This window comes from Flavobacterium olei (assembly GCF_039749035.1).
GTDB classification, from domain to species: domain Bacteria; phylum Bacteroidota; class Bacteroidia; order Flavobacteriales; family Flavobacteriaceae; genus Flavobacterium; species Flavobacterium olei.
In genome coordinates, this window is sequence record NZ_JBDKWC010000001.1 from 711,830 (window position 1) to 734,549 (window position 22,720).

Below are 22,720 nucleotides of genomic sequence, written 5' to 3' on the forward strand. Positions count from 1 at the left end.
TGTTTTTTGCGCCAGATTATCGAAACCGTTTTATGTTAATATTATGTTAAAATAAAATTAAACAACTGTTTAAATTAAACAAGTGTTTAATTTTGTATCCGATTAGAAACACTATCATGTCAAACATCGAACTAAACGATAAAAAAATTCAGATTCTTAACGTTGCTGAAAAGCTGTTTTCTGAGAAAGGATTTGAGGGGACATCAATACGGGATATTTCCAAAGAGGCAAAAATTAATATTGCCATGGTCTCGTATTATTTCGGTTCTAAAGAAAGGCTTCTCGAGGCTTTGATTTTTCATAAAACAGTTGATTTAAAATTACAACTCGAAAATTTACTTCAGGAAGATCTGGCGCCCCTTGACAAAGTCAATAAATTAATCGAAATTTACATTACCAGAATTTGCCTTAACAAAGGGATTTACAGGGTTTTACATTTTGAATTAAACAACAAAAAAAGAGAAAAAAGCCTGCAGGCTTTCACAGATCTCAAAAAAGGAAATTTAAAATCTGTAGAAAGTATTATCAAGCAGGGTCAGGATCAGGGAGTTTTCAGAAAAGACATTAATATTCAACTGATTACACCTACGATTATTGGAACCTTTTTTCACTTTCACATGAATCGCTCTTTCTTCGAAGAATTATTGGATTTAAAAACAGATGAAATGTTTAATAATTACATTCAGAACGATCTTACAAAGCACATTCAACAAACTATAAAAGCGCTACTTGTTTATGAAAATTAGTCAATTAATGCTCTTTGGAGTTTTCTTTATTGGAATATCTTCAATTGAAGCACAAGAAAAAACAAGTTTAACCTTAGACGAAGCCGTGAAGATGGCCTGGGAAAAGAGTAACGAAGTTACCCTTGCCAACACTAAGGTAAACTCGAAGAAATATGAACTTCAGACGGTTAAAAACAACCAATATCCTGATCTTAAGATTCAGGGACAGTACCAACGTTTAGGAAAAGCGTCAATCGATCTGCACAATGATCAGGCTAGTGCCGAACCAATGGCTTCTCCGGATCGCGCAATGTTTGGTGCAGCAAATCTAAGTTTACCGATATTTTCAGGATTTAAAATCCAGAGCAGTATTGATGCCTACGAAAATGTTTACGAAGCAGAAAGTGCAAACGCAGCTAAAACTAAAGAAGATGTGGCGCTTCGTGTAATTACTTATTATACTGCATTATATAAAGCTCAGAAAACGCTGGATCTTTTAAACGAAAATCAAAAACAGGCGAAACAGCGTGTTACCGATTTTACTGAATTAGAAAAAAACGGAATTATTCCGAGAAATGATTTGTTGAAAGCGCAATTATTGGTTTCTAAAACACAGTTATCTATTGATGAAGCTAATAATAACATTAACAACATCAATTATTATCTGGTAACTTTATTAAAATTGGATCCAAGCGTAAAAATTGATGTTAATGAAGATAATTTCTTTAGTTTAAAAACTACCAATGCTCCTACATCTGATGCTTTGGCTCTTGAAAACAGAAAAGATCTGGAGGCTATTCGTTTTCAGTCAAAAGCTAGTGAAGCCAACATCAGAGTGGCAAAATCGGGATATTATCCTTCGCTTGCCTTATTAGGAGGTTACACGGCTTTGGATCTTAAAGATTTTATTACCGTAAAATATGCCATGAATTTTGGAGTTGGTTTATCTTATGATTTATCCGGAATTCTAAAAAACAATGCTCATGTTCGTGAGGCAGAAAGCAGAGCATTAGAAGTTAAAAATACTGAAGCTGTTATGACAGACCGTATTAAAGTTGAAGTTCAAAAATCTATAGAAGATTACGATCTGGCTATTAATCAAAGTGTGGTTTATGATGAAGCTCTTCAACAGGCAGCAGAAAACTACAGACTGGTAAAAGACAAATTTGACAACGGTTTATCTGACACCAATGATTTAGTTGAGGCTGATGTTGAACATCTTAATGCAAAAATAAACACCGCTTTGTCTAAAGCAGCTATCATTCAAAAATACTACGAGTTACTTTCAGTATCAGGACAATTATCACAATCATTCAATCTTTCTAAAATATAATCGACAGCTCTCATGGAAAAGAAAAAGACAAATAAAAAATTCATCATCATACTTACCGTTTTGATTTTAGCGGGCGGAACTTACGGAATATCTAAATACCTGCATGCGCAAGCACACGAAGAAACTGATGATGCTCAGATTGAGAAAAAAATGAATCCGATTATTCCAAGAGTTTCCGGATATATCAGTAAGGTTTATGTGAAAGATAATGATTTTGTAAAAAAAGGAGATACTTTATTTACAATCGACAAGAGAGATTATCAGTTAAAAATTGACGAAGCGAATGCTGCTTTATTAGGAGCTGAAGGCCAGTACGAAGCTGCAAAAGCTGATATTGGTTCTGCTTACGCGAGTATTTCTGTTTCTGATGCCCAAATGAGATCTGCCGGAGGTTCTATCGAAAGTGCCAAAATCAGACTAAGACAAGCAACAAACGATTTTAACCGTTACAATAATTTATACAAAACGCATACGATTACAAAACAACAATTTGAACAGGCTCAGACTGCAAAAGACGAAGCCGAAAATCAGGTACGTGTTTTAGAACAACAACAAAGAGCGAGTTCTTATCAAAAATCTGTTATTCAGTCAAAATCTAAAGTTACAGACAAACAAACAGAAGTTGCAGCTGCAAATATCAAGAAAGCAAAAACAATGTTGGACGTTGCCCATTTAAATCTTTCTTACACAGTTGTTACTGCCGCAATCGATGGTCAGGTTTCTAAAGTTGACATTCAGCCTGGACAATTGGTTCAGCCGGGACAATCTTTATTCTATATCATTAATAATAATGAAGCCTGGGTTGTAGCTAACTTTAAAGAAACACAGTTAAACAAAATGGTTGTGGGTCAGAAAGTAAGTTTAAAAGTAGACGCTTATCCAAAATACGAATTTAAAGGAACTGTAACTTCATTTTCTCCTGCAACAGGATCCCGTTTCTCTCTATTGCCACCGGATAATGCAACAGGAAACTTCGTAAAAACAATTCAGAGATTACCGGTAAAAATTAGTTTAGATCAATCTAACGATCCTGAAAAAGTAAAATTATTACGCCCGGGAATGAATGTTGACGTAGACGTACACTTGAAATAAAATAAATGGCAGCAGCAACAGTACAAGATGACGATTTAGTAGAATACGGTTTTAGACGTGTTGTCATTACGATTACGGCAGTACTTTGTGCATTGCTGGAAATTGTAGATACCACGATTGTAAACGTAGCACTAACGGACATGCGAGGAAGTTTGGGCGCGACCCTTACTGACGTTGCATGGGTTATTACAGCATACGCAATTGCGAATGTTATTGTAATTCCGATGACGAGCTGGCTATCGCAGCAATTTGGGCGACGTAATTATTTTGTGGCTTCGATCATAATATTTACGGTCTGTTCTTTCTTATGCGGAAATGCCTCTAATATATGGGAGCTGGTAGCCTTTCGATTCGTACAAGGTATGGGTGGTGGAGCGCTTCTGGTAACGGCACAAACAATTATTACAGAAAGTTATCCCGTAGCAAAACGTGGAATGGCTCAAGCTATTTACGGAATGGGTGTAATTGTAGGACCAACACTTGGACCGCCTTTGGGAGGTTATCTGGTAGATAATTATTCGTGGCCTTATATTTTCTACATCAACATTCCGTTGGGAATCATCGCTACAATCCTGGCTCTGACTTTTGTCAGAAGTCCGAAATATGGAGAAAAACTAAAAGCCAATCAGGTTGACTGGTGGGGAATTATTTTGTTGAGTACCTTTATTGGTTCTTTGCAATTCGTATTAGAACACGGACAACAGGACGACTGGTTTAATGATTCTCTTATTGTAACTTTAAGTGTTGTAACCGTTCTAGGATTAGTATTATTTATATGGCGAGAGCTTACTTATAAATATCCAATTGTAAACTTAAGCGTTTTAAAAGACGGAAATTTAAGAATTGGAACCATTATGTGTTTTATCCTTGGTTTCGGATTATACGGATCGACCCTGATTATCCCGATTTATACGCAATCTATTTTAGGATGGACTGCAACTGATGCAGGTTTACTATTGATTCCGGGATCTATTACAACAGCGATTATGATGCCTTTTGTGGGTAACATGATTCAGAAAGGTGTGCCTCAGGGGTATATGGTCGGAGTAGGATTTCTAATTTTCTTCTTCTTTACCTTTATGATGTACAGCCGCATGACACCCGATACGGGAGTTGAGCACATGTACTGGCCTTTAATTTTGAGAGGAATTGGTTTAGGATTACTTTTCGTTCCTATTACAACACTTTCGCTTTCAACATTAAAAGGAAAACAAATCGGAGAAGGAGCCGCTTTTACCGGAATGATGCGACAATTAGGAGGATCATTTGGTATTGCGATTATTACGACTTTCATCACCCGTTTCAGCCAGTCGCACCGTGTGGATTTAATCAACAATTTAGATCCTGCGAAATTTGAAGTTCAGCAAAGAATTCAGGGAATGCAGCACGCCTTTATGGCTAAAGGATATAGTGCAGATGTCGCCTTGAAAAAAGCATATCAGGCTATAGAATATTCAGTAATGAAACAAAGTACTGTAATGGCTTACATGGATATTTTCCTCTATCTGGGAATCATGTTTTTACTTTGTATACCGATTATTCTTTTCATCAAAAAAGGAAAAAACAAAATTAATCCTGCTGATGCAATGCATTGATATTTAATAATTATTTATAATACGAAAAAGCCGAGTCAATTTCCTGTGACCCGGCTTTTTTATTGTTGTTTTGTTTGTTTGTTTTTTTGTTTTTGTTTCAGGTTTCAGGTTTCAGGTTTTAGATTTTAGATTTTAGATTTTAGATTTTAGATTTTAGATTTTACTTTGCGAATTTGCAAAACCTTTGGTTTTGCGGTTAAATAAATTCAAAACTCAGAAACCTTAGCATCTCAGAAGCTTAGCAACTTATAACCTTAAAAAAACTATCTCGTAAAAACCAAATGATTATCTTTTGAAAGATTAGCATCAAAGCCGTAACCATCATAATTAAAACCTTTAAGATCATCAATCGTTTCTGCATTGGTATCGATAATATAACGCACCATCATCCCTCTCGCCTTTTTAGCAAAGAAACTGATCATTTTAAGTTTTCCGTCTTTGTAATCTTTAAAATCGGGAGTAATTACCGGAACTTTTAAGGCTTTTACATCAACAGCAGAAAAATATTCATTACTGGCCAAATTGACAAACAATTCGTCTTTTTTCAACTCTTTATTTAAAGTCTTGGTAACAATTGGTTTCCAGAATTCGTGCAGGTTTTTTGATTCTCCTACCGGCATTTTTGTTCCCATTTCCAGACGATAGGCCTGCATTAAATCTAACGGTTTTAAAAGTCCATAAAGGCCGGATAAAATTCTTAATTTATCCTGCAAAGCATCGAGTTTTTCTAACGGAATGGTATAAGCATCTAATCCGGTGTAAACATCACCATCAAAAGTATATATGGCTGGACGCGCATTTTCGGCTGTAAAAGGTGTTTTCCAGTCCTGATTCCTTTTCCAGTTTAAATCGGCTAATTTATCTGAAATAGACATTAATTCGGATAATTCTGAAGGCTTTTTTTGTTTGACGACTTTATGAACGATTCGTGCTTCTTTTAAAAAAGCAGGTTCTGTATGTTTAGTTGTAGGTAATTCTTTTTCGAAATTTAATGACTTCGCAGGCGATATAACAATTTTCATTTGTGCATTTTTAAGTGACTCAAAAATACAAATTGAATTTTTAAAAACAGATTATTGTAATTGATTTGTTTATTGCATTGTATTTTTTTTTGCCACGAATTCACGAATTTATTTTTAAAATCTTTGGGTAAAATTTCGAATGAATTCGTGTAATTCATTACTCTAATTTTTTAAAAAACTAACTACAATTCGTGAATTCGTAGCGAAAAACACAATCATCATTTTTTACTTTATAAATTTCTACTGAGAAATTGTGAATTTATTCAAAAAATTGAGCAATAGATTATAAAAGGCATTTTCTATGTTGTAAATTTGCAACCATAAAATTCCAAAAACATTTTCAATACAAAATTGAAAGTTGTATTCTAAATAATAGCCACGAATTCACGAATTAACTTTTTAATTAATTAAAAAAATTCGTGAATTCGTGGCGGAAAAATTTAGATCATGACAAAAATATTATATCAGTTAGAAAGTTATCAGATAGTAGGAATTTTATTTGATGTTCATAAAAATTTAGGTGGAGGATTTTCTGAAATTGTATATAAGGATGCCTTAGAATATGAATTTAAGAAAGGAAATATACCATTTGAAAGAGAAAAAGAATATTTGGTTAATTACAAAGACATTATATTAGATCATAAATTTTATGCTGATTTTGTTTTGTTTGATAAAATTATCCTTGAGGTAAAATCAAGTGATTTTCTACATCCAAAACACATTTCGCAATGTCTTAATTATTTAAAAGTTTCCAAAAATAGTTTAGCCATTTTGGCAAACTTTAATTCTACTTCGCTTGAACACAAACGTATTATTTTATAAAAACTCGTGAATTCGTGGCTATACAAACAAATTACAAAACTGCATTAGAAAATAAAATCTTCGGAATCATCTCCAAAGCCGCTCAGGAATTAAAAGTTGATTCGTATGTAATCGGTGGTTTCGTTCGGGACTTGCTTTTAAACCGGGGTTCTAAAAAAGATATTGATGTTGTAGCGGTTGGAAGCGGTATCGAATTGGCTCTGAAAGTTTCTGATTTACTTCCAAACAAACCAAAAGTTCAGGTTTTTAAAACCTACGGAACGGCAATGCTTCGTTTTGAAGATACGGATATCGAATTCGTAGGCGCGCGTAAGGAATCTTACAACTTTGACAGCCGAAATCCGATTGTTGAAAACGGAACTTTGGAAGACGACCAAAATCGCCGCGATTTCACCATTAATGCATTGGCTTTATCTTTAAATGAAAATAATTTTGGAGAGCTCTTAGATCCGTTTAATGGGTTAAAGGATTTGGAGAACAAAATCATAAAAACGCCTTTGGATCCGGATATTACCTATTCTGATGATCCTTTGCGAATGTTACGCGCAATTCGTTTTGCAACGCAACTGAATTTTGAAATCGAAGAAAATTCACTGAATGCTATCACAAAAAATGCCGATCGTATTAAAATTATTTCGGGCGAAAGAATTGTTGACGAATTAAATAAAATTCTTTCTACAGACAAACCTTCAACAGGATTTTTACTCTTATATAAAACGGGACTTTTAGATTTAATATTACCTGAATTAACGGCTTTAAATCAGGTAGAAGAAATTGAAGGTCATACGCATAAAAACAACTTTTACCATACGCTTGAAGTTGTAGATAATATTTGTCCCAACACAGATGACGTGTGGTTACGCTGGTCGGCATTACTGCATGATATTGGAAAGGCACCGACAAAACGTTTTACTAAAAAGCAAGGGTGGACTTTTCATGGTCATGAATTTTTGGGCGGAAAAATGGCGAAGAAAATCTTTGAGCGCCTTCACATGCCGTTAAACCATAAAATGAAATTCGTCCAGAAAATGGTTATTATGAGTTCGCGTCCGATTGTTTTGGCGGAGGATATTGTGACTGATAGTGCAGTTCGTCGTTTGGTTTTTGATGCCGGCGAGGATGTTGAAAATTTAATGACATTATGCGAAGCGGATATCACAACTAAAAATCCGGCGAAATTTAAAAAGTACCACAAAAATTTTGAAGTTGTCCGCAGAAAAATTGTTGAAGTCGAGGAGCGTGATCATGTACGTAATTTTCAGCCGCCTATTTCAGGAGAAGAAATTATGGAAATGTTCGACTTGAAACCTTCACGCGAAATTGGCGTTTTAAAAGAAGCTGTAAAAGAAGCGATTTTAGAAGGTGTTATTCCAAACGAATATCAGGCTGCTTATGATTTTGTAATTAAAAGAGCTGCAAAGTTAAATTTAACGCCTAAGAAATAATGGATCTTTTAGGATGGGTTTTCTCAGTAACATTTTTTGTTTCAATTGCTTATCCAAATATTGATTTTTTCATAAAGCTAAAATTTACAAAAAATATAAAATTAAAATATAAATTAATACATGTTTTGATTTCAATTATTATTCCATGCTTAGTAATAGTACTTTATACCGCTGTAGCAATGTATTCATCATTGAATAAGTTGGATAACGGAGGTTATATTTACAGAATTATTTTTGCAGGTTTGGTATTTCCTTCCTGTATTTTAGGGAATATCTTTTTTTCGAAATTTTATTTCAAGAAAATTTCGAAACTACAAAACAATAACGAAATCCAATTAATCGGAAAAGAATGAAAAAAGAGAATAAATCAGTAATTATTTGGTTGCTATCGGGTTGTGTTTTATTATTTTTAATGGTTGTCGTGGGCGGGATTACCCGTTTAACCAATTCTGGTCTGTCAATGACCGACTGGCATTTGGTCACCGATACGTTTCCACCATTAACAGATGCCAAATGGCAGGCTGCTTTTGACGAATACAAGAAGTTTCCCGAATATCAGAAAATCAACATTCATAACGATTTTCAGCTTTCAGATTATAAATTTATTTATTTCTGGGAATGGTTCCACCGTTTTATTGGCCGTATTATCGGTTTGGTTTTCTTTGTGCCATTTGTTTATTTTTTAGTGAGAAAAAAATTAGATACAGATACAATCAAAAAATGTATCATTCTTTTGGCAATGGGAGCTTTTCAGGGATTTTTGGGTTGGTTTATGGTAAGAAGCGGACTAATCGATAATCCTGATGTGAGTCATTTCAGACTTTCATTACACTTAACTTTTGCCTTTATCACTTTTGCTTATACACTTTGGGTAGCTTTAGATTTAATTTATCCAGAGAGAAATATCAATAAAATAGTGCCACTCAGAAATATTGCCCGTTATGCATTGGTAGCGTTGTTGATCCAGATTATTTATGGCGGATTTGTAGCGGGATTAAACGCCGGATTAATTCACAATCACTGGCCTTTGATGAGTGACGGAGAATTTATTCACGAATCGGTTTTTATAGAACAATCATCTTTAGTGAAAAATTTAATTGAAGGAAAAAGCGGTGTTCAGTTTGTACACCGAACTTTTGCTTATGTAGTAGTGGCAATTATTCTTTTCCTTTTCTTCAAAAGCAAAAAATATTCTCTTACAAATACGCAATCTAACGGAATTAAAACTTTAGTAGCTTTCGTATTTATTCAGTTTTTATTAGGAGTTTTTACTTTATTATACAGCGTTCCTTTGGCTTTGGGATTAATCCATCAGATTATGGCATTTTTTCTTTTAAGTGCCATGACGTTCACATTACACAGACTGACTAAATAAGGAAGTAAATTTGAGACATAAAAAAAGAACCTGATTATGGTTCTTTTTTTATGTCTTAAATATTTTGCTAACCCAGCCAGTTTTTAAAATCCTGTACTTTTTCACGGCTTACAATTACCTCATCTTCTTTATAAGTTGGTAAAATAACTTTTAAACGGGAATTGGTGTAAACCTGAATTTCCTTAATCGCTTTTAGCGGAACAATAAATTTCCTGCTTACGCGGAAGAATTCTTTGCTGTCTAGTTCCTGTTCCAGAATTTCTAAAGTTGAATCGATTAGATAATCACGATTTTCACAAGTATGAATGTAAGTTCCCTTGTTTTCACTAAAAAAACATTCGATTTCTTCTGTAGTGATTACTTTTAAATGCTGACCAATTTTAACAGTAAACCTTTTTTTATAAGTTTTCTCAAACGGATTGGACAACATTTGGCGAATCTGTTCAAAATCCAGATGAAGATTTGAAGTTTCTGCAGGCGCTTTCGGGAGTCTGTTTTTAAACTTAGAAACGGCAGTTTCCAGATCATCTTCGTCAATTGGTTTTAGAAGATAATCAATACTATTTAGTTTAAAGGCTTTTAAAGCATATTCATCATAAGCAGTTGTAAAAATAATGGCGCTTTTGATGTCGATTTTTTCAAAAATTTCAAACGATAAACCATCTGATAACTGAATATCAAGAAAAATTAAATCAGGGTGCTGATTGTTTTCAAACCATTGAATCGATTCTTCTACAGAGTGCAGCATCGTTTCTACTTTTACATCTAATTTTTCGAGTTTCCTTTGCAGCAATCTTGCCGCCGGTTTTTCGTCTTCTATAATTAACGTGATCATCTACTGTTTGAAATTTGGAAAAATTAAGTCAAATTTACTCCCATTTATTTTTATTTCCGGCGTCTTTATCCAAATATTTTTGAATTTTTCTTTTCTCCCAGTCTTCACTAAAAAACAAATTTGAGCCAAATACAGATAATCCGTGAGACGCTAAACCAATTCCCCAAAAGAAAGCTGTCGAATACGTATGCCATTGCGATAATCCGCTAAAGTCAATGCCGGAACTAAAATTTCCTGTGACGGTCAAACTGGACACGATCAAAAGCGTATTTATAATAATATACACTTTTAAATGCGTATAAAATCCTTTAATCTTTTTTACTTTCCTGTATGCCGCGTTGTAACTTTCGTCATTTGTATATTCTCCTGAATGCTCACTTGCATAAGCTTCATATAGATTCCTTCTAAAACGTCCCATGATTTTATAATTTAATAATTACTGCCATTTGTTTTTACTCTGTCTTTCCTTTTCCATAAACTCTTTAATTTTTCTTTCTTCCCATTCTTTTCCCATTCCGCGAAAAACTTCAAAGACTTTTAACCCGTGAAAAATCACACCTACTCCCCACCAGAGTAATGGCCAGAAAAACCACAAATAAGTGGGAGATGTATATAGGTTTATAAAAATTAAAATTGCATTTACGAATATGTACGAAATCAGATTTCCGTAAAATCCCTTAATATTTTCGACCTTCTTTTTGGCCTTAATATATCTCTCTTCCTCGTTTAAATTCAGTTCCATGACTATTCCCATTTTTGTTTTTTATATCTTTTTTCTAAGATGCTTTTCATTTTACGCTCCTCCCATTTTTGTCCAAAAATGGTATGTGAGGTAAATAAATCAATAGCAGAGCCCAAAATTACCGCCGACCAAAGAATTACAATTACCCAATTTAAATATTGAATCGGAAAAAATCGAAGTGGCAGATTGGTATATTCTTTTAAAAGAAAGAGGATCACTGCGATTGCGTAAATGAACAAATATTTATAGAAGGATCTTAGCTGCTTTACTTTTTTACTGGCCAGTTCCTTCAAAATAATTTGTTCCTGGTCGTTACTCAAATTTGTTTCCATGATTGCTTAAAAGTCTTTTTTTATTTTCCTTCTCCAAAAGTTCCTGAATTTTTCTCTCCTCCCAATTCTTATTAAAAAAAGTCGGCAGATTATAAATTTTCAATCCGTGCATAATAATCGCAAAACCCCAACCCATAACACACCATAAACACCACAAATATCCCGGAGAAGTCATTAGATTGACTACAATCACAATGGGATTGCACAAAATATAAACGGTTAAATGTTCATAAAACCCTCTTATTTCTTTGACTTTTTTTTGCGCATCATAATAACGTGCTGATTCTTTGAAATCTCTTTCCATAATTATTTCCACGTTTTTTGCTGGTTCTCTCTTTCTAAAATTTCCCTGATTTTGCGTTCCTCCCAGTCTGTGCTGTAACCAAAAACTTTAAAAGCATGCATTGCAACTCCAAATCCCCAGCCTAAAGCAGAAAACCAAAACCATTGAAATTCCGGTGAAAATCTCAGATTGATAAAAACTAAAAATGGAATTACACAACAGTATGAAATTATATTTCCGTAAAATCCTTTTAGTTCTTCTACTCTTTTTTTGGCTCTGTAATACGCTTTAGCTTCATCTGTATATTCTGTACTCATTTCCATAACTGTAATTTGTTTCGTTAAAATTGGAATCCTGACCGTGAAATTCTTTTCGTCTTCCTGCACCTTCACTTTTCGGTCGGTTATAATTCCGTATCGATTTACAATATTTAGAAGTCCAACCCCCTGCCTGTCCTGTAATACTTCTTTTTTCTGAAGATCATTTTGAATCGCCAGATAATCCCCGTCAATAAATATTCTTATATGAAGTGGTTTTTGCTCACTTACTACATTATGTTTTACCGTATTTTCGAGTAAAAGCTGTAAAGAAAGCGGTACCACGCGCGCATCCGGATTAATATTTCCTGTAGGCAGCTCATAAAACAAACTGTTTTCAAAACGCATTTTTAAGAGATTCATGTAGGTTTTTGCAAACGACAATTCATCTTCTACCGAAACCAGTTCTTTGTCTTTTTGCTCTAAAACATACCGGTAAATTTTAGAAAGAGAAGTGGTAAAACGCTGGGCATTGTCTGGATTTTCTTCAATCAGCGAACTTAAAACATTGAGACTGTTAAAGAGAAAATGCGGATCGATCTGATTTTTTAAACTTTCAAATTTCGCATTTGCCGTTCCGGCTATAATCTTTTGCTGGGTAACTTTATTTTCCTGGTAAATTTTGTAAAAATGCAGCGAATGAAAAACCAACAGAACTATAAAGGTAATCACCGAAGATTCTACATAATTTGCCGCTTTTTCGCTGGCCAGAAAAGCAATAAGTGATTGCTTCTGAATGACAACCTGTGTAAAAATTCTTAGTATGGCAATAAAAAAAAGCGAGATAAAAAAAGAACTTACAAAACCAATTATGATTCTCTTTGGCGAAAACCTGTTATCCTGAAACACTCTGTCCAACAGTTCAAATATGGCAACATTAACCAGATACAGCACCACACTGTACATCATACAATATAAGAAGTAAATGTACAGATCGTTGCTAAAAACGGCTAACCCCAAAGATGCAAACCGAATAAGAAAAGAGACTATAAAAACGGCTCCTCCTACTAAAAAAGCTTTTAACAAATTGGGTCTTAATGCCATAATGAATGAAGAAAAATTAAATTATTTACAAGTTTTTTGAGTTTCCAAAGCTCTTTCTAATCCCCATTTTGGAGAATAAGGAGTAGCGGGTTTAAAAGTATTAAAAAGTTCAATAGATTGATCTACCTGCGCGCATAAAGGTTTCGTATCTACGCCTGTCCATTTCGCGCCTCCCAACTGGTAATCTGCTTCTCCAAAAACGGCTCTCGGATTTTTTGGGTCCAGTGCTTTTGCTTTTGCATATGCCTCCATTACCCTTCCTGAGTATTTCATTCCGTTTGTCATTGGGTCTGCTACTACATATCCTGTGTAGATTAAGGCCTGTAAAACATATAATTCTGTGTTACTCTGATCTTTTATCATTTCAATATCCAGTGCATCCTGAGCTTTGGTCAACAATAAATCGATTTTTGTTTTGTCTTTTTCTGTAAAAACAGAAGTCGTATTAATTAATGCTACATAATAATTAGGCAGCCAGCTGTTTTTTTCTGCGGCAGCAATTCTTTCAAATAACTGAGATGCTTCTGTATTTTTTCCTTCTTTCCAGAGTCCGAAAGCTTTGTTCATTCCTTGTTCAAATTGTGTTTGTGCTGAACAGATTGCTACTAAAAATAATGCGATTAAAGTGGTGATTTTTTTCATTTTACAAGTAATTTAAATGGTTTGTTTTTATGATTTTAGTTGTTATAATACAATAGAAATTTTCGAATTTTTACTGATCTCAAATTTTGCGTCCTTATAGGATGGCGGCCCCATAAAACCTTTAGCATTGTTAGAAGCGGCATAATCTTCAGATGGAATTCCCATCATGTTTTTATCCAGTTTTCCGTTGTTATTTTCATCATGATAAGTTGAAATGGCATATTCACCAGAAGGAAGATCTTCAAATTTCACTACTGCTATATTATTTTTAATATCTGCGACCAGACTTTTGTAAGTCGTTTTAAGAAATGTTCCGTCGGAGTTAAACAAACCTACTCTAACCGTTCCTGTGCTGTTTTTTAAACCCGAAACAGAAACTGTCAAATTAACATTCTGCGCAGACATCAGGCTGCAGATAAATAACATTGTTATTGTAATAATTTTAGTCATGATTTTGTTTTTTATAGTTAGAATCGTAAAGTAATAAAGGTCTTGATTTTATGGTTATTAACACTAAAAATCTTTTATTTCTTTGTGTTTTTGTTTCTTATAATTTACACTTCAAAAGTAGGTCGGTTTTTAGTCTTTTAAAATTTAATGGTACTGAGTTGTTGATTTTCGTGACTGAATTGTTTTTTTGTCTGATTCAAATTTTCAGAGCAGCAAAGTGATAACCTTTTTACGGTTTAAAAAACCTTTGTACCTATGCACCTTTGCCACTCTGTACCTTATATACTTACAAGTTTTTCAGCTGATTCTCGGTTTTATTCTGACTGATAGTCCAAAAGAAACCTACAAAGAAAAATCGGTCTGCTGTAGGTACAACGGCTTGTCTTTGATAAACTCCGCTTGGATCCGGCGTTCTTGCATAATCGTATCCGAAAACGTTTTGTGTTCCTAAAACATTTGAAACAGAAAAATAAAGGATTTTTTGTGTGGTCAGTAAATACGCCCAGTTAAAACTTAAACTATTATAAGACTTTGTTTTTCCATTCATAAATTGTGTTTGATTAGGATCATTGTAGGGACGTCCTGAGCTGAAACTGTTCGTAAAACCTATTTGCGATTTCCAGTCTGTAATAAAATATTTGGTTACAACAGATAAATTATGATTGGCAATAAAACTTGGAGTGGCCATGTTTGGAAAATTCTTGTACTGTCTTTCAGAATCAATGTAAGAATATGAAATCCAGTATTCTAAATTTTTATACAAATTGCTGTCTCTCCAAAATACATCGAGTCCTTTTGCATAACCTGATCCGTTGTTGTTGAAAACCGAATTGTATTGAATGTCCCTGGTATCGTATTGAACTAAATTGCTGTAATCTTTATAATAAGCTTCTGCTCTAAGCGTCTGACCCGGTCTTGTAAACGTATAATTTAAAATGTAATGACTGGCTTTCTCACTTTCAAACTGATGGTATTTTGAATATTTGATATAATCTACAACCGGTGCCTGAGTAAAATCTCCGTAAGCAAAAGAAAACTGACTGCTTTTTGAAACTTTGTAACCTAAAGAAGCTCTTGGTGCAATATTGTTTTCGTCTAATAAGCTGTTGTTCGAATATCTCAAACCAACTTTTAAAGCCAGATTTTTAGAAAACGAAACTTCTCCTTCTGCATACGCTGCAAAAATATTGCTGTCGTAACCATTTGCAGCAGTTATAGCAATATTGTCATCAAAATTTTCATTGTATTTGGTAATGAAATAATCTGATCCAAATGAAATTTTGAAATGATTAGAAACCTTTTTTTGCAATTTTAATTTCAGCTGGGCAGCATTTTCGTCACTGTTTATATCACTAATATTATATTTTAATTTGTTTTTGCTATAGCCGTAACTAATTCCCGATGTTAATTGCCATCCCGTTCCAAAACTTCCTTTGTAAGAGGAATTCAGATAAAAATTATTGTTATTCATATCCGTTCGCACAGGGTTCTCAAAATTGATATTCTTCTGATTTAAATCAAATCTTTCAGAATCAAAAGAAGCGTATAATTTGAAGATTCCGTTGGTAAATTTATATCGGTAAACTGTTTCGCCTCCAAGTGACTGATATGGATTATTCCAATCTACATTTTGTGGAATCACAGCCTGGTAAGGTGCCAAATTGATGTAAGCCATATTTACACTTAAAGAACTTTTGTTCCATTTCTGCGTGTTTCCTAAACTTAAACCAACCGTCATAAATCCAATATCTGTTTTTTCGTGATCTTCTTCATCATTCGTGTTCAAAAGTAACACACTCGATAACGCTTCACCATATTCTGCAGAATAACCTCCTGTAGAAAACGCGATTCCGCTAAATAAGAAAGGGGAAAAACGGCTTCTTGTTGGCAAATTATTAGTTGTAGCACCATATGGCTGGGCCACGCGAATTCCATCCACAAAAGTCTGTGTTTCACTTGCTTCCCCTCCACGTACAAACAAACGTCCGTCTTCGCCAACGCTTTGCGTTCCCGGTAAAGTCTGCAAAGCAGCAACAATATTACCTGCAGAACCAGCAGTTGTAACAATATCCAACGGTTTTAAAACAGATACCCTTGCCTTTTCTCCGGATTCCATTGTTCCGGCAGTAATTACAACTGCATCAAGGGCATTTACATTTTCTCTTAACGTAATGGTTTGGTCTTTATAATTCGTAACATCAATTTCAGTTTTGTAGGTTTCGAAAAGTAAAAAACTTATCACTAGAAATTTATTGCCGGTTTCTGTTGTTTCAAAAGAAAATTCTCCCGTTTCAGAACTTGTTGCTCCATCATAAGTTCCGTCTATATAAATGTTGGCACCGGCAACAGGTTTTCCTTTTTGATCTACTACTTTTCCTGAAATAGTATTCTGAGCAAAAATAACAGCTGTAAATAGTAAAAAGCTTATTGTAAAAAGTAATCTGGTTTTCATATCATTTTGGTTTTTGATGAAGCAAATGTATTTTAACAATTCCTGTTAAAAAATATATAATAACCGAATTGTAGAATTTCGGTGATGAGTTGTAAATTACTAAATTTGTATCTTAGCGATCAATTCCAAAAAATTACCATTTATGTCAGAAAGTAAAAGAATTTCAAATTTATATCGATCCATTTATAATGGAAATCCCTGGCTGGAAGTTAACCTGGCCGATACCTTAAAAAATGTAACTGCAGAGCAGGCTTACAGAAAAATAAATCCAAATCTTAATACGATTTGGGAAATTGTAAACCATCTTATCCAATGGAGAAGAAATATTCTGGAACGCATGCAGGGAGAAGTAATTATCACTCCGGATCATAACTATTTTGTTCCTGTTTTAGATCCGTCAGAAGCGGCCTGGGAGCAATCTTTACAAACGCTTGCAAAATCACAAGACTCGTGGACTTCGTTTTTTGAAAGTTTTGATGAAGCGGATCTGGCAAAAATATATGAAAATAACGGCCATACGTATTACGAACATATTCACGGAATTATTCAGCATGATGTTTATCATTTGGGACAGATTGTTATTTTGAAGAAACTGCTGTAATACAATATCTGCCTTTAAATAGATGAAAACAGAAAAAGAAAAAATGATCTCCGGCGAATATTACAATGCCTTTGATCCGGAATTAGTAAAAGGCCGCCGTACCGCAAAAAATTTATTGCACAGCTTAAATGTAAAAGAATACAGGGTTACCAAAAAGGCAAAAGAAATTTTAAAAGAATTGATTCCGAATACCGGAACGGGACTTTATATAGAACCGCCTTTTCATTGTGATTATGGTTATAATATTTTTTGCGGAGACAATGTTTATTTCAATGTAAATTGCGTTGTATTAGATTGCGCGCCCGTTACTATTGGATCCAATGTATTTATTGCGCCAAATGTCCAGATCTACACAGCTTCTCATCCGCTTGACGCTGAATTGAGAAAAACTCACGAAAATGCTTATCCGGTAGCAATTGGAGATGACAGCTGGATCGGCGGAAATTCAGTAATTTGTCACGGCGTTACAATTGGAAAAGGCTGTGTAATTGGAGCAGGTTCTGTGGTAACAAAAAATATTCCGGACAATTCACTTGCCGTTGGAAATCCGGCGAAAGTCATTAGAAAACTAAATCAGGAACCTGAATCAGAAAAATAAAAAATGCTTACGCTAAATAAAGTTCATCATATTGCTATTTTATGTTCCGATTACGAAAAATCGAAATATTTCTATACTCAAATTTTAGGTTTAACTATTATCCGTGAAATCTATCGTGAAGAGCGCCAGTCTTATAAATTAGATCTGGCGTTGAATGGTTCTTATATTATCGAATTATTTTCATTTCCTAATCCGCCGAAAAGACCTTCGCGACCAGAAGCCGTTGGTTTACGTCATTTGGCTTTTGAAGTAATTAATCTGGAAGAAACTATTGCTTTTCTAGAAACTCAACAAATTGAAGCCGAACCAATTCGAATTGACCACACTACTGAAAAACGCTTTACTTTTATTGCCGATCCGGATTTGTTGCCGATTGAGTTTTACGAGAGATAATTTTTCACTACAGGTCTTAAAAGCACTTTTTTAAGATAGGGGATACTTTTATATTGTGAAAGAATTTTCCTGTTTATATCAGTTTTAACATACTAAATTAGAGATTTCCTGTAAAAAACCAATTTTGATTCTTAATTTTGTAATCCGCAGAAAAATAAATGCGGATTCTCAAACTTATAATGATGAACAAAACGGCGCAAATCAAAAAGAATCATCAATTTATCAAATTCCGAAAATTAGTAATTGTTTCTATTTTAATTGGCTTTCTTTCTGCCTTTCTCGGAATTTCACTTAAAAAAATAACCGAATATTATGAGGAAATATTTTTTCATGAAGTATCGGTTCATCCCATATTTTATATCATATTTCCCGTTTTCGGATTATCAATCATTTACTTTCTGAGACAATATCTTTTTAAGAAAAAAGAAAATAAAGGTATTAAAGAAGTTTTTGAAAGTACGGCATCAAAAACCAAAAATCTACCTTCGTACAAGATTCCGTCGCACTTTATAAACGGGTTACTGACAGTGATTTTTGGAGGCTCTACAGGAATTGAAGTTTCTACCGTAGTAGCTACTGCAACGATTGGTTCTGTGGCCCACGAAAAAGAAAATGTCTTCCGTCAATACAAAACCGAACTAATTTGTGCGGGAGTTGCCGCCGGAGTTACAGCCTTATTCAGCAGCCCCATTGCCGGAATTTTATTTGCTTTTGAAGTGATTTCCAGAAGAGTAACCCGAGCATTTATAATTTCCAATGTTATCGCCGTCTCAATCGCTTTTGGTTTACTTACTATTTTAAAAGAAGAACCTTTGTTTGCTGTTTCTATTGCAACATGGCATTTAAAAGCAATTCCATATTTTATTCTTCTCGGAATTTTAGCAGGAATGAACTCTGTTTATTTAACAAGATGCGTGTTGTTTTTCAAATCTCAATTTGGAAAAATCGACACCCATTATTATAAAATATTAATTGGTTCGGTCGTATTAAGTGTTTCCTTATTTATATTTCCACAATTGTACGGAGAAGGATATCATGCTATAAAAGGGATTTTTGGAAGTTCATCCCAGCTTCCGCTTACAGTTACTTTGGCTTTTACCTTTATCGGGATATTGATTTTAAAACCCATTGTAACCTCAATTACGCTGGCTTCTGGCGGTGATGGCGGTGTTTTTGCACCAAGTTTATTTATCGGAGCATTTTTAGGATTGTTACTGGCTTCTGTTTTAAATACTTTTTTTCATGTCAATGTAATTCCGGTTAACTTTATGATTATTGGAATGGCAGCTGTTTTGAGTGCCAGCATCCATGCTCCTTTTACTGCAATTTTCTTAGTATGCGGATTAACAAACGATTATACTTTATTTTTCCCAATTTTAGTTGTTTGTTTAATTTCAAAATATACCGCAAAGGCTATTTATCCTTTCACGGTATACAGCTATTCCCCTAGTATAATTAAATAATTTGCGTATGTCGACTCATTCTTTCATGAATGTGTATGCATATCGCAATATTTTAAAAAGCACAACGCTTACATTTCAAAGTAAAAAATACCACGTCAAAATGCCAACTGAAAAAATAAAAAGAAGTTACCGCAAAACGCGCTACATTTTATACAAAGAAACATTAATTGATTACAAAGAACATTTCTGGTCCTTTTTAGGTTCGTTTGTCGGAATCGGGATTTTAGCATATGTACAATCTATACATTTTTCGGGCAGCGACGCCGTTTATCTGATTGGTTCTTTCGGCGCTTCCAGTGTTCTGGTTTACGGGATCATTCAGAGCCCGTTTTCTCAACCTCGAAATTTAGTTGGCGGACATGTGATCTCGGCATTGGTGGGGGTAACCGTTCACAAATTAGTGCCCGACATTATGTACATAGCTGCTCCTCTGGCAGTTTCTGTTGCGATTATTCTAATGCAGATTACAAAAACGCTTCATCCTCCCGGAGGGGCAACAGCATTAATTGCCGTTATCGGGACAGAAAAAGTAAAATCTTTAGGGTATATGTATGTACTTTCTCCAGTTTTAACGGGCGTACTTATTTTGTTACTTACAGCGTTAATTTTCAATAATATGACTTCCAGCAGAAGTTATCCTAGTCATAGTACGTATCACAAACACTATCATAAGCTTAGAAAAAGGTTATCCAGAAAATAATTTTCTCTGCGTTGTATCTCTGAGCGAAGTCGATAGAAGTTCAATTAGAATCGGCTTCAACTTTGTCAGCCTGACACAGGTCATTCCTTCCGGAATTTACCGCAAATTCACAAAGCTGGTATACGCTTAGCTTTGCGAGACTTTTTATAAAACCCAACATACAAAAAAACTTAGCGTGCATTACGGTAAATTTTTCAAATAAAAATCCAGACGAAAATCTTTTCAACAAATCATCATTACAGATTCGTATTTAGTTAATTTAATTTTACCTTTGACCTCTCAATAAAAACAAAGATTATGGTTTATAAATTTAGAGTTATTCTAGAGGCCGAAGAAGATATTTTCAGAGACATTGCAATTCTTGAAGATGACACACTTGAAGATTTACACAATGCCATCTTTAACGCTTTTGGTTTTGACGGATCAGAGGTAGCTTCGTTTTATACTTGTGATGAAACCTGGAATCAGGAAGATGAAATTCCGCTTTTTGATACTGGAGATGTTCCTGGCGAGATCAGAACCATGAACGATTATCCGTTATCCAGTATTTTAGATAAAGAAAATACCAAAATTATATATGTTTACGACTTCATCAGCATGTGGACTTTCTTAGTAGAGCTGGCAGCAATTGAAGAAGAATCTGTAGGAGCAATTTATCCTGAAACTCTATTTTCTCACGGAGAAATGCCGGACGAAGCCATTGAAAAAAACTTCGAAGCCGATATGCACGATGACATCTACGGCGAATTTGAAGATGATTTAGACGAAGACGATCTGGATATGTTCGAAGGCGACGACAGCTTCGAAGATTATGGATTTGAGGAGAATTGGAATTAATTTTTGAGGTACAAAGGTTCATAGAGACAAAGGTTAAAGGTTTTTTTAAAATCCATTTAAAAGTAGGAATATTTTTATATTTTCGTTTATTAAAAACATAATATGAATACTTTTAGAGACCTTTTAATTTGGCAAAAGTCAATGAACATCGTTACCGAAATTTACCATCTAACAAATTCATTCCCCAAAGAAGAAATTTATGGCCTATCTTCACAAATTCGAAGGTGTTCCATTTCAATACCCAGTAATATTGCAGAAGGATACGGCAGAGATGGAAATAGTGATTATTTGAGATTTTTGAATATCTCAATTTCATCACTATTTGAAATGCAGACTCAGCTTGAAATTTCATTTAATCTAAAATATATAACCGAGTATCAATTCAGTAAAATAAATGGAGAAAGTAAAGAATTAGAACGAATGTTAAGTTCTTTTATCAGAAAAATAAAAGAAAGAAAATAACCTTTGTTCCTTTGAACCTTTGCATCTCTGAACCTAAAAAAAAGAATGATCAACCTATTCAACACCCACATCGAGACGCTGGCAATACACCGCGTTGGAAACAAAAGTCGTAACGAAGCGATTTTTTTATCAGAGCAGCCATTTAATTTAAATGACGAAATTGTTCCTTTGATAAAAGAGTACTTTTTTAAGCCTTTTAGAGAAAAAGAAGAAAACTATTATCAGTTTGCACACGAAGTGGACCTGGATTATAATGACATGTTTAAATATGCAACTGAGATTTTTGCAAATCCGGGGAATTTACAGGAGATTTCTAAAAAAATTACAACTCATTTATTTGAGCAGTCCAATCATCCTCACATTAAAAATGGAGAGGTTTATGTGACGTATCTTACTAATTTAAGTATCGATAATAATGTTGTCGATGCTATCGGAATTTTTAAAAGCGAATTGCAGGCAGATTTTTTACAATTTGAAGAAAAAGGCAGCAATCTGGAAATGATTTTACAGCAGGGAATCAACCTGAGCAAGCTCGATAAAGGCTGTCTGATTTTTAATTATAAAAGAGAAGAAGGTTATAAAATTCTTACTGTAGACAGCAATCGTTATGATGCACGTTACTGGTTGGAACACTTTTTATCTGTAGATGCTTTTGAAGATGAAAATTTCATCACAAAAAAATACTTAAAGTTCTGTCAAAACTTCGCAAAAGATGTGGTTTTGCCTGCTGAAGATAAAAAAGAAGAAGTAATGTTTATGAACAGATCTGTGAATTATTTCGCTAAAAACGATCAGTTTGAAGAACAAAATTTCCTGAATGAAGTACTGGACAATCCTGATTTAATTCCTGAATTTAAAAATTACAAAGTTGATAAAGGCGAAAAATACAGCATCGAAGATGTAACTTCTTTCCCAATCGCCAACGCAGCAGTTTCTGACGCCAGAAAATCGATTAAAAACGTTATTAATCTGGATACACACATTCAGATTAAAATGGATTTTATAAATCCTGAAAGCGCCGAAAAATTTGTTGAAAAAGGCTGGGACGAAGAAAAACAAATGTATTACTACTTAGTTTATTTCAATAAAGAAGAAAAAAGCTAAGAAGTTTTCATTTTCTATTACTTACTTAAAACAAAAAACGGCAGTTACTATGGTAA

General features: G+C 34.1%; 25 protein-coding genes. 15 read left to right on the forward strand and 10 right to left on the reverse strand.

Translation table 11 applies throughout. The features are described from left to right. The first annotated feature begins 116 nt into the window (after positions 1-116). From ABEB31_RS03030 to ABEB31_RS03045, 4 genes are read left to right on the forward strand one after another with little or no spacing between them, the layout of a single operon-like run. Positions 117-746, forward strand: coding sequence for a TetR/AcrR family transcriptional regulator (locus ABEB31_RS03030; RefSeq protein ID WP_347049866.1), 630 nt, complete (start codon positions 117-119; stop codon positions 744-746). Next, complete coding sequence (locus tag ABEB31_RS03035; RefSeq protein ID WP_347049867.1) at positions 736-2,058, forward strand: TolC family protein; 1,323 nt, start codon at positions 736-738, stop codon at positions 2,056-2,058. The genes ABEB31_RS03030 and ABEB31_RS03035 overlap by 11 nt, the downstream gene beginning before the upstream one ends. 12 nt (positions 2,059-2,070) lie before the next feature. Then, complete coding sequence (locus tag ABEB31_RS03040) at positions 2,071-3,150, forward strand: HlyD family secretion protein (protein WP_347049868.1); 1,080 nt, start codon at positions 2,071-2,073, stop codon at positions 3,148-3,150. Between the two features lie 5 nt (positions 3,151-3,155). After that, positions 3,156-4,745: an MDR family MFS transporter gene (locus ABEB31_RS03045; protein WP_347049869.1), complete on the forward strand. Its 1,590-nt coding sequence runs from the start codon at positions 3,156-3,158 to the stop codon at positions 4,743-4,745. Positions 4,746-5,008: 263 nt separating this feature from the next. Here the strand turns inward: ABEB31_RS03045 and yaaA are convergent, their stop codons facing one another. Further along, positions 5,009-5,767: a peroxide stress protein YaaA gene (gene yaaA / locus ABEB31_RS03050; RefSeq protein WP_347049870.1), complete on the reverse strand. Its 759-nt coding sequence runs from the start codon at positions 5,765-5,767 to the stop codon at positions 5,009-5,011. Between the two features lie 447 nt (positions 5,768-6,214). On the opposite strand from yaaA, the gene ABEB31_RS03055 reads away from it, so the two are divergent. The 3 genes from ABEB31_RS03055 to ABEB31_RS03065 all read left to right on the forward strand — a co-directional run bounded on the left by ABEB31_RS03055 (position 6,215) and on the right by ABEB31_RS03065 (position 9,409). Next, a complete protein-coding gene (locus ABEB31_RS03055; protein WP_347049871.1) occupies positions 6,215-6,589 on the forward strand; it encodes a GxxExxY protein in 375 nt (124 codons plus the stop codon). A gap of 14 nt (positions 6,590-6,603) precedes the next feature. Beyond that, positions 6,604-8,034, forward strand: coding sequence for a CCA tRNA nucleotidyltransferase (locus ABEB31_RS03060; RefSeq protein ID WP_347049872.1), 1,431 nt, complete (start codon positions 6,604-6,606; stop codon positions 8,032-8,034). A 349-nt stretch (positions 8,035-8,383) separates the two neighbouring features. Further along, positions 8,384-9,409 (forward strand): COX15/CtaA family protein, encoded by a 1,026-nt coding sequence (locus tag ABEB31_RS03065; RefSeq protein WP_347049873.1) that lies wholly within the window; start codon positions 8,384-8,386, stop codon positions 9,407-9,409. Between the two features lie 67 nt (positions 9,410-9,476). Here the strand turns inward: ABEB31_RS03065 and ABEB31_RS03070 are convergent, their stop codons facing one another. The 9 genes from ABEB31_RS03070 to ABEB31_RS03110 form a co-directional block, all read right to left on the reverse strand. Beyond that, the gene (locus ABEB31_RS03070) at positions 9,477-10,244 is read right to left on the reverse strand and encodes a LytR/AlgR family response regulator transcription factor (RefSeq protein WP_347049874.1); all 768 of its coding nucleotides are present in this window, start codon (positions 10,242-10,244) and stop codon (positions 9,477-9,479) included. A 34-nt stretch (positions 10,245-10,278) separates the two neighbouring features. Next, positions 10,279-10,662 (reverse strand): 2TM domain-containing protein, encoded by a 384-nt coding sequence (locus tag ABEB31_RS03075; protein WP_347049875.1) that lies wholly within the window; start codon positions 10,660-10,662, stop codon positions 10,279-10,281. Positions 10,663-10,680: 18 nt separating this feature from the next. Further along, the gene (locus tag ABEB31_RS03080; protein WP_347049876.1) at positions 10,681-10,986 is read right to left on the reverse strand and encodes a 2TM domain-containing protein; all 306 of its coding nucleotides are present in this window, start codon (positions 10,984-10,986) and stop codon (positions 10,681-10,683) included. 2 nt (positions 10,987-10,988) lie between these two features. After that, entirely contained in the window at positions 10,989-11,318 is a 330-nt protein-coding gene (locus ABEB31_RS03085; protein WP_347049877.1) for a 2TM domain-containing protein, read from the reverse strand. Further along, positions 11,299-11,622 carry a 2TM domain-containing protein gene (locus ABEB31_RS03090; RefSeq protein WP_347049878.1) on the reverse strand — a complete coding sequence of 108 codons (324 nt, stop codon included), beginning with the start codon at positions 11,620-11,622 and terminating at the stop codon, positions 11,299-11,301. The genes ABEB31_RS03085 and ABEB31_RS03090 overlap by 20 nt, the downstream gene beginning before the upstream one ends. Before the next feature lie 2 nt (positions 11,623-11,624). Continuing rightward, positions 11,625-12,962 carry a histidine kinase gene (locus ABEB31_RS03095; protein ID WP_347049879.1) on the reverse strand — a complete coding sequence of 446 codons (1,338 nt, stop codon included), beginning with the start codon at positions 12,960-12,962 and terminating at the stop codon, positions 11,625-11,627. Positions 12,963-12,983: 21 nt separating this feature from the next. Further along, the gene (locus tag ABEB31_RS03100; RefSeq protein WP_347049880.1) at positions 12,984-13,604 is read right to left on the reverse strand and encodes a hypothetical protein; all 621 of its coding nucleotides are present in this window, start codon (positions 13,602-13,604) and stop codon (positions 12,984-12,986) included. Between the two features lie 42 nt (positions 13,605-13,646). Continuing rightward, on the reverse strand, positions 13,647-14,054 hold the full coding sequence (locus ABEB31_RS03105; protein WP_347049881.1) for a DUF2141 domain-containing protein: 408 nt from the start codon (positions 14,052-14,054) through the stop codon (positions 13,647-13,649). Between the two features lie 286 nt (positions 14,055-14,340). After that, positions 14,341-16,506 (reverse strand): TonB-dependent receptor, encoded by a 2,166-nt coding sequence (locus ABEB31_RS03110; RefSeq protein ID WP_347049882.1) that lies wholly within the window; start codon positions 16,504-16,506, stop codon positions 14,341-14,343. A gap of 142 nt (positions 16,507-16,648) precedes the next feature. Here ABEB31_RS03110 and ABEB31_RS03115 point away from each other — a divergent pair, with 142 nt between their 5' ends. From ABEB31_RS03115 to ABEB31_RS03150, 8 genes are all read left to right on the forward strand, one after another. After that, complete coding sequence (locus ABEB31_RS03115; protein ID WP_347049883.1) at positions 16,649-17,107, forward strand: DinB family protein; 459 nt, start codon at positions 16,649-16,651, stop codon at positions 17,105-17,107. Positions 17,108-17,129: 22 nt separating this feature from the next. Further along, positions 17,130-17,705, forward strand: coding sequence for a sugar O-acetyltransferase (locus ABEB31_RS03120; RefSeq protein WP_347049884.1), 576 nt, complete (start codon positions 17,130-17,132; stop codon positions 17,703-17,705). A 3-nt stretch (positions 17,706-17,708) separates the two neighbouring features. Beyond that, entirely contained in the window at positions 17,709-18,098 is a 390-nt protein-coding gene (gene gloA2 / locus ABEB31_RS03125; RefSeq protein ID WP_347049885.1) for an SMU1112c/YaeR family gloxylase I-like metalloprotein, read from the forward strand. Positions 18,099-18,277: 179 nt separating this feature from the next. Further along, positions 18,278-19,561 carry a chloride channel protein gene (locus ABEB31_RS03130; RefSeq protein ID WP_347049886.1) on the forward strand — a complete coding sequence of 428 codons (1,284 nt, stop codon included), beginning with the start codon at positions 18,278-18,280 and terminating at the stop codon, positions 19,559-19,561. Between the two features lie 100 nt (positions 19,562-19,661). Beyond that, the gene (locus ABEB31_RS03135; protein ID WP_347050037.1) at positions 19,662-20,261 is read left to right on the forward strand and encodes an HPP family protein; all 600 of its coding nucleotides are present in this window, start codon (positions 19,662-19,664) and stop codon (positions 20,259-20,261) included. Positions 20,262-20,558: 297 nt separating this feature from the next. Further along, positions 20,559-21,098, forward strand: coding sequence for an IS1096 element passenger TnpR family protein (locus ABEB31_RS03140; protein WP_347049887.1), 540 nt, complete (start codon positions 20,559-20,561; stop codon positions 21,096-21,098). Between the two features lie 102 nt (positions 21,099-21,200). Then, a complete protein-coding gene (locus ABEB31_RS03145) occupies positions 21,201-21,560 on the forward strand; it encodes a four helix bundle protein (protein WP_347049888.1) in 360 nt (119 codons plus the stop codon). Positions 21,561-21,605: 45 nt separating this feature from the next. Continuing rightward, positions 21,606-22,664, forward strand: a complete 1,059-nt coding sequence (locus ABEB31_RS03150; protein WP_347049889.1) for a nucleoid-associated protein — start codon at positions 21,606-21,608, stop codon at positions 22,662-22,664. Positions 22,665-22,720 lie beyond the last annotated feature (56 nt).